Origin of the sequence: Endozoicomonas ascidiicola, assembly GCF_001646945.1 — a bacterium.
In the GTDB taxonomy this organism is placed as follows: Bacteria; Pseudomonadota; Gammaproteobacteria; order Pseudomonadales; family Endozoicomonadaceae; genus Endozoicomonas; species Endozoicomonas ascidiicola.
The window spans coordinates 754,056-760,944 of sequence record NZ_LUTV01000003.1 but is presented as its reverse complement, the minus strand read 5'-3'; the positions used below and the strand labels follow the sequence as shown (position 1 = coordinate 760,944).

The 6,889-nt window shown below is 45.6% G+C and carries 7 protein-coding genes; 3 read left to right on the top strand and 4 right to left on the bottom strand.

Annotation, left to right across the window (positions count from 1 at the left end; genetic code table 11):
* Positions 1-94: 94 nt before the first annotated feature.
* Positions 95-967: an ISAs1 family transposase gene (locus tag AKL11_RS10770; RefSeq protein ID WP_067517202.1), complete on the bottom strand. Its 873-nt coding sequence runs from the start codon at positions 965-967 to the stop codon at positions 95-97.
* A gap of 60 nt (positions 968-1,027) precedes the next feature.
* Entirely contained in the window at positions 1,028-1,912 is an 885-nt protein-coding gene (locus AKL11_RS10765; protein ID WP_067517200.1) for a hypothetical protein, read from the bottom strand.
* A 138-nt stretch (positions 1,913-2,050) separates the two neighbouring features.
* Here AKL11_RS10765 and AKL11_RS10760 point away from each other — a divergent pair, with 138 nt between their 5' ends.
* A complete protein-coding gene (locus AKL11_RS10760) occupies positions 2,051-3,082 on the top strand; it encodes an IS630 family transposase (protein WP_067517198.1) in 1,032 nt (343 codons plus the stop codon).
* Between the two features lie 205 nt (positions 3,083-3,287).
* Positions 3,288-3,476, top strand: coding sequence for a hypothetical protein (locus AKL11_RS10755; protein WP_067517196.1), 189 nt, complete (start codon positions 3,288-3,290; stop codon positions 3,474-3,476).
* A 30-nt stretch (positions 3,477-3,506) separates the two neighbouring features.
* Here the strand turns inward: AKL11_RS10755 and AKL11_RS10750 are convergent, their stop codons facing one another.
* A complete protein-coding gene (locus tag AKL11_RS10750; protein ID WP_067517194.1) occupies positions 3,507-4,238 on the bottom strand; it encodes an FAD-binding oxidoreductase in 732 nt (243 codons plus the stop codon).
* Between the two features lie 30 nt (positions 4,239-4,268).
* A complete protein-coding gene (locus tag AKL11_RS10745; RefSeq protein ID WP_067517192.1) occupies positions 4,269-5,144 on the bottom strand; it encodes an SDR family oxidoreductase in 876 nt (291 codons plus the stop codon).
* On the opposite strand from AKL11_RS10745, the gene AKL11_RS10740 reads away from it, so the two are divergent.
* Positions 5,094-6,866 (top strand): ATP-binding response regulator, encoded by a 1,773-nt coding sequence (locus AKL11_RS10740; protein WP_216636468.1) that lies wholly within the window; start codon positions 5,094-5,096, stop codon positions 6,864-6,866. The two genes, AKL11_RS10745 and AKL11_RS10740, sit on opposite strands and share 51 nt — an antisense overlap.
* The last annotated feature ends 23 nt before the right edge of the window (positions 6,867-6,889 follow it).

Sequence of the window (6,889 nt, the reverse complement as noted above, 5' to 3'; positions counted from 1 at the left end):
CCAAAAGCAACGTCAAGCCTCCAGTGAAGTTTGTTCTCCACCTCCCAGTGCTTACGGGCAATGTCCAGTACCTCTGCAGCACTGAGCTGTTTGCTCATGATGTAATAATGTACCTCCGTAGTGACTTTATTATCAATTTTCGATCACGCTGTATCATGGCTACTTGCTGTAATCCTTCCCACTTTTTGGCTTCCGTAATTTCAGAGAGGTCTTCCATAACCCAGACCATACGCCGCTCAGTCCGGCCATGTCCTTTTTCCTGCGTTTCTGAATAATTGAAACCAAGGGTCTGCTCCGGGTGCCATTCACATTGTTGCTCAGCTACTTTTTCAATCTGCTTGTGAAGGTTCTCCTGGTTGCCCTTAACTGGAAGCAGATAATCGCCGCCCTGCTCGATGCAGACTTTAACAATCTCTCTCTGGCAGTTGAGTGCGTCTGCAGTGATAACGCAACCCTTTAGATACATAGACCTCAAGAGTTCAGGAACGGCAGTGATTTCATTGGATTTTTCATCAACCTTTCGTTGACAGAGAACCATTCCTGCGCGGGTGCTCCAGGCGCTTACCATATGAATGGCCTTTTTGGATTTACTCCTTGAACCTCGAAGACACTTTCCATCAATGGGGATAACATCCAGTCCATCGCCGGAAAAGTTTCTGAAAGTATCGGAAATGGAAATCCATCGTGTAAAGCATTCTTGAAAGGCAGTTGGGTCGAGAAGGCAAAAAGTTCGGTAGAAAGTGTCATGAGATGGAATACCGTTGGGTAGTTCCAGAAAAGTAGACAACCAGCCTTTTTTCTTRCGGCCAAACTTTGTCATACCCTCCCAAGTCTCAACGCCACAGAGGACAGCACATATGGCGATAATGAGGATATCTATAAAGTTATGTATGCACATTCCTTCACAGCGGGGATCCGGTACAGTATCGATATAGGTAACCAGTGTATTCTGTTGTAGAGTTTGCATAGCGAACATCTCTGAACCGATACACTATCTAAGCGACAGATACAGTATTATTCAAATTGGTTACTGAAAATAATAAGGAACTTTAGTACCTAGTTGATGCGCAAGCCCTGAACTAGATATAAAATCAACTCCACAATGATATTTTCCTGCAAGCATTTGAATACCGGCTTCTTGCGCGCTTACATCATCAAGGCTATTTCGTTTTAACTCTTCTAGTTTCAACAAAGCGTCTGCCATAATCTCCTGGCCAGTTCTTGCCATGGAAGCATTCATTCCATAAAGTGTAAGACTCACTCCCGAGAACCCACTAAAACTGTTAACAGGCTCTTCATTGTGTCCTAAATCGACTCCTGAAGCAATACTGATAACAGAGTTTACTTGTGATATTTTAGATGCAAAAGCAAAAGACGGGTCAAATCCTGAATCAGGACTATCACAAATCTTGTTTACGTCATTAGTAAATAGCTCTGCTGTCACGTCTCCGAACTGCAATGCGCTCTCCCCCACAGTTTCAAAATGATCAATCGTTTCTAGCTGCGTAAATTGCGGTTCACCCGCCCGAAACCTTTCGTCAAATATTAAGTCGGGATATGGCAGGCTCGGAGCTCTTGGCGGAGGGGACTCTTCTGGCAATATAAATGATATAGCATTGGAGGAATTAAACTCACTTCGATTTTTTATAACCCCTTCTATTCTGATGGCTACACTTCGGGCTTTTAAAAGTTTAACACAGTGCTCGGAAGCTACCCCCTTATCCACGAATACTTTGACCCACTCAGAAAGCTTACAGAACTTTTCATTATCAAGCTGAGATAATAGAACTTCATTCACACAATTTTTTTCAATAATTGTCTTGATGCAGATCACTAAAAACGGCTTTTCTATTTTCGAACCAGATGCCTGGATAAATGATAGGAATTCACCTACATCCTCTTCAGCTAACACGGTGGATGGTTTATAAGTAGTTGATCATTTGAAATCATATAAACTGACTAACCGATCAATCAATCAGTTAATCCATTACGAGCCGGCTCAGGAATTTTGAACTACTGTTTCCTCATAGTTTCCACCTGTACGATCATCATGAAATCGGTTTCCAACATAACTGATCCAGCTATCATCACTACACTGCAACAGGCTTCGCGCCTTGGTCCTACTCCGTATTTGAGAGAACGAGCTCATGCTGTATTGCTAAGCCACCGTGGGTATACTCTTGAGCAAATAGCTGATGTATTCAGCACTCAATATCAGACCATCTCTAACTGGRTAGACCAGTGGGAAGATTTTGGCATTCGTGGCTTGTATAAAAGCCATGGCGGTGGTGTCCCTCTAACCTTCAACCCTGAAGAAGTCGCTCGCTTCAAGGAGCTGGTAAAAGATGAACCGCGTCGTATAAGGCACGCCAAAGCAGTACTTGAAGAAGAAACCAAAAAAAAAACTTCGCTGCACACGTTGAGACGTATGGCTAACAGCCTTGGCATGGTTTACAAACGAGTTCGACGTTCATGCAGTCACAAGCGAGATCAAGAGCACTTTGATCGTTGCCACAAGGCTCTTAGTGAAGCAAAAGAGGCAGAAGACAACGGCCTTATTAATCTTTTTTACTTCGATGAATCTGGATTTTCACAAGAACCTTCAGTGCCTTACGCCTGGCAGCCGAGGGGAGAGCAACTTCGAATTCCTTCCGTCAAGAGTAAACGTATCAACGTACTTGGGTTTATGAACCGGAGCAACGACCTATTCTATTATCCCGTTATTGGAATGGTTAATAGCCAGACAGTGATTAACGTATTCTATGAATTCGCCGAGCAAATGGCCGCTCCCAAGTACAGTTCTGGTGACCGTTACACGGTGGTAATGGTTGATAACGCAAGTATCCACACGAGTCGGTTATTCCGAGAGGAGCTGGCCGACTGGGCGATCGAAAAGAAGATACTTGTCTGCTATCTGCCAACCTACTCTCCAGAACTTAACTTGATAGAAATGCTATGGAAAAAGGTGAAGTATGAATGGTTGAATCTCTTTGAGGTCATGGTGCGTATTCTGGCGTTTGAAGCAGAAGTCATACGAGTGTTTGAGCAGGTCGGTCAGGAATATATGATTTCATTTGGTTAACTACTTAGCCGGTGGTTCTTGAGTTTGAAATTATGCAATCAGACCAAACTTCCGTTTTATGGGAAATCTAAAGTCGAGTTTAAGAATTAAAAAGAAAAATGGTGGAGTAATTCTTTATTTTTATGATCCGAACTGAACAAATGTTCACAGGAAAATTCTTTTATCAAAACCAGGGCAGGTTTCACAGCTTTCTGTTCATGATATTATGAGTAAAGAGTTGTATCAGAAGCGTTTCGTCGATAAAAAGAGTTCTGATGCGATTTTGCATGATGTGGAGGTGAATACGAAAGGGGAAGATTCTTTTGTACATTTTTCTGGCCGTGGAACGTTCGGTAAAATCAAATGGGCCAAAAAATACGGCCACCACAACAATGCTGCAGTTCCAAAGCGGTGACGTGCTTAGCAATGATGATGGCTGTGAATATTAGTGACCGGAGAAGTTGTACTTCTCTCGTTTGATTTGCCTAGGTGAAAACCCTTCGTTTCTCAATAAAGAGACGGAATCATCAATCATGCCAGGGTTGCCGCAGAGGTAGATGATATCGGAGTCAGAATTAAGGTTGAGGTCATCAAATTGCATTTGTACCCGGCCTTCAAACTCGTTTTCATGGTCTTTGACAGACTCTTCCTGAGTAAGGCAGATTCGATAATCAACATTTGCTAACTGTTTAAAGTCATCGATATAAATACCTTCATCCCGCTGTCTGAACCCCATCAAAACGGTTACACGGGTCCCATCTCCCACAAGCTTCTTCAACTCCGGAATCATACTGCGATAAGGTGCAAGCCCGGTTCCGGTGCCAGCCAGAATCAATTGCCCTGGAATATCTTTCGGTAAGGTGAGTGCACCAAAAGGGCCGGCAATTTTGAGTTTGAAACCCACGTCTTCGGATTTAAACAACTCCGATGCAACCCCGTTATCCACAAAGCTCAGTGCTATTTCCAGCTCACCGGTTTGAGCAAAGTCTGCAGGCGCATTGGCAATGCTGTAACTGCGCTTGAAGGTTTCACCGTCTTTCTCAAAAATCAGCTGAATGAATTGTCCGGCAGTAAACTCAAACTTCTCCTCACCTTCCAGGGTAAAGCCAAGTTGAACGGTATTCGTGCTCAACATGATTTTACTGGAAAGGCGGGCAGGGTATTGGCTGATGATCATAAAAGTAACTCCGCACCAACAGTAGGAACATTACTTCTCATAATAGCTTTTGATCATCCGGGCCAATGGGCTTCGCCAGGATTTATTGTGCACACCGAAGGTGCTGAGAATCTTCCGGCAAGCCAGCGTGGCATTCGCAGGGGCTTGTATGCCGTTTCGGTCGTTGAGTTTATTCATATGCAGTTTGCGGATTTTTAACGGATGGTACTGAGAGGCTTCGGCAATCACCACTTCGGCAAATCGATTTTCCGATACCGGCTCTGCACCGGCGTAATGATAGGTTCCCCAGGTTTCGGCACCGCAATCCAATTGCTGCACAATAGCAACGATCACTCTGGCTGCATCATCTGCCGGTGTTGGGCAACCTTGTTGATCAGACACAACGGCCACATCGCGTTCTTCACTGATTTGATCGAGCAGGTATTTGAGGAGGTTGGTTCGGCGCTGGCTGATGATCCAGGAGAAGCGAAGAATGATATGTCTTGGGCAGCGTTCACTGATTTGCTGCTCCGCCTGCCAGCGGCTGGTGGCTAATACGCCGGTGGGGTTTGGAATGTCCTTTTCGGTGTAAGGGTCTTTTTTCTCGCCATCAAACACCCGGTAGGTTGAGATGTAAAACATGATGATGTTTCGATCACTGCAGCTTTGAGCCAGGTGAGCCATGGCATCGCGGTTAATACGAAAGCAACGGGAAGGTTCATTCTCTGCGCTGGCCGGATTATGGTAGCCGGCACTGCTGATGACCAGGTCGGGCTCATACTTTTGCAAGCAGGCATCAATGGTTTCAGGGGATTCAAGATCCAACTCTTCTCTGGTGGGAGCGAAGCAGGTGATGCTTTTCTCTTGCAGTAAAGTGTGTACTTCCTGACCGATAAGTCCGGTGCCGCCAATCAGCAGTATTTTCATAGCGTTATTTTCATAAATGGGGAGCTGGTTAAGCAGTGCTCTGATAACAGTACGGGTTATAGTAAGATAATCTGCTTATTACCGTCTATTTTTACTCTGACTGAGTTTCTGGATCTTCCAACGATGTATCAGGCTGAAGCCACCGCTGAGCTGAATAATGAACAGCAGCAAGAAGAACGTATCCTGTTGGTCGACGACAACCCGACCAACCTGCAGGTTCTGCTGCAAACTTTGAGTGGTCGAAGCTACAAGCTGTTGATTGCCAATAATGGCGACAGTGCCCTGCGGATTGCCAGTAAGGCCAAGCCAGCTCTGGTTTTGCTGGATATTATGATGCCGGGAATGGATGGTTATGAAGTGTGCCGGCATCTAAAAGAAAACCCGGAAACTCAGGATATCACTGTGATCTTCCTGTCGGCATTGGACGACACCAAAGATAAAGTGCGGGGCTTGGAAATGGGTGCGGTGGATTTCATCTCAAAGCCATTTCAGGCAGAAGAGGTGATTGCCCGGGTTCAAACACAACTGAAAATTCATCGATTAGAGCAAGCGCTCTCCGCGAGAAATCGCCAGCTGGAAGCGGATAAAGCCCGCATTCTGGAAAATATGAACGAAGGGATTTTTGGGTTGGACGCAAATGGTCGTATAACCTTTGTAAACCCAGCAGTGATGAATATGACGGGTTGGTCTATTACCCAATTGAAAGGCTGCAATCTGGTGCAGTTAATGCAGGGCAGTGGCTCAGGGAATATTGGTGATGCAGAAGCAGTGGCCGCGGATAGCCGGTCGTTGAGTGCAATTGAAGCCGCTTTGGCGAAAGGTGTTAGCCGGCACATTGAAAATGGCGTGTTCTTTCGCAGCGATGGCACGCCGTTTCCGGTGAATTATTCATTTACTGGCATAATGGAAAGTGGCAAGCCCAATGGTGCCGTGGTTGTTTTTCGAGATATTACCGAGAAAAAGAAGCAGCAAGAAGCGTTACAAAAAGCACTGGATGAGCTGGAAAGCCAGAAAGAACAACTGACCCATGTTTCCCGTCTAAGTATTATGGGGGAAATGGCGGCAGGATTTGCCCACGAAGTGAATCAGCCGCTCACCGCTATCTCAAATTATGCCCAGGTGGGCAGAAGAATGTTGGCGCGTCTGGAACCGGAAGACGATCTTGGGTTATCAGAAGCGCTGGAGAAAATTCACGTTCAGGCCAATCGTGCCGGCGATATCATCGCCAGAATTCGTTCCTTTGTAAAAAAACCGGATCATATTCTGGGCAGTGTAGACCCGAACCGGCTGATTCAGGATACTTACAAACTGGCAGAGGTGGATGCCCGCAATAACCATATGGAAATCCATCTGGATCAGGAAGATAACCTGCCCAATGTGAAGGTTGATCCAGTGCAGATCCAACAGGTGGCATTGAACCTGATTCGTAACGGCATGGAATCCATGCGGGATATGGATACTCGTTCAGTCGGTGTGTATGTGCGCACAGAGCGGGCAGATGAGAACTTCGTCAAAGTCTCGGTGATTGACCGGGGCTATGGTCTGGCGGATGATGCAGAAGAAAAACTGTTTACACCTTTTTATACAACAAAAGCGGACGGTATGGGCATTGGTCTGACGGTGTGTCATTCCATTATTCAGTCCCACGGGGGAAGGTTATCCTTCCAGAGAAACCCTGATGGTGGCACTATTTTTGAATTCACCATGCCGGTTGCGGATTAATAAGACTGGAAAAAGAACGCGGA

Excerpts from the sequence above, each read along its gene's own strand:
- AKL11_RS10755 (WP_067517196.1), top strand. The coding sequence starts at position 3,288 with ATGAGTAAAGAGTTGTATCAGAAGCGTTTCGTCGATAAAAAGAGTTCT.
- AKL11_RS10750 (WP_067517194.1), bottom strand. The coding sequence starts at position 4,238 with ATGATCATCAGCCAATACCCTGCCCGCCTTTCCAGTAAAATCATGTTG.
- AKL11_RS10745 (WP_067517192.1), bottom strand. The coding sequence starts at position 5,144 with ATGAAAATACTGCTGATTGGCGGCACCGGACTTATCGGTCAGGAAGTA.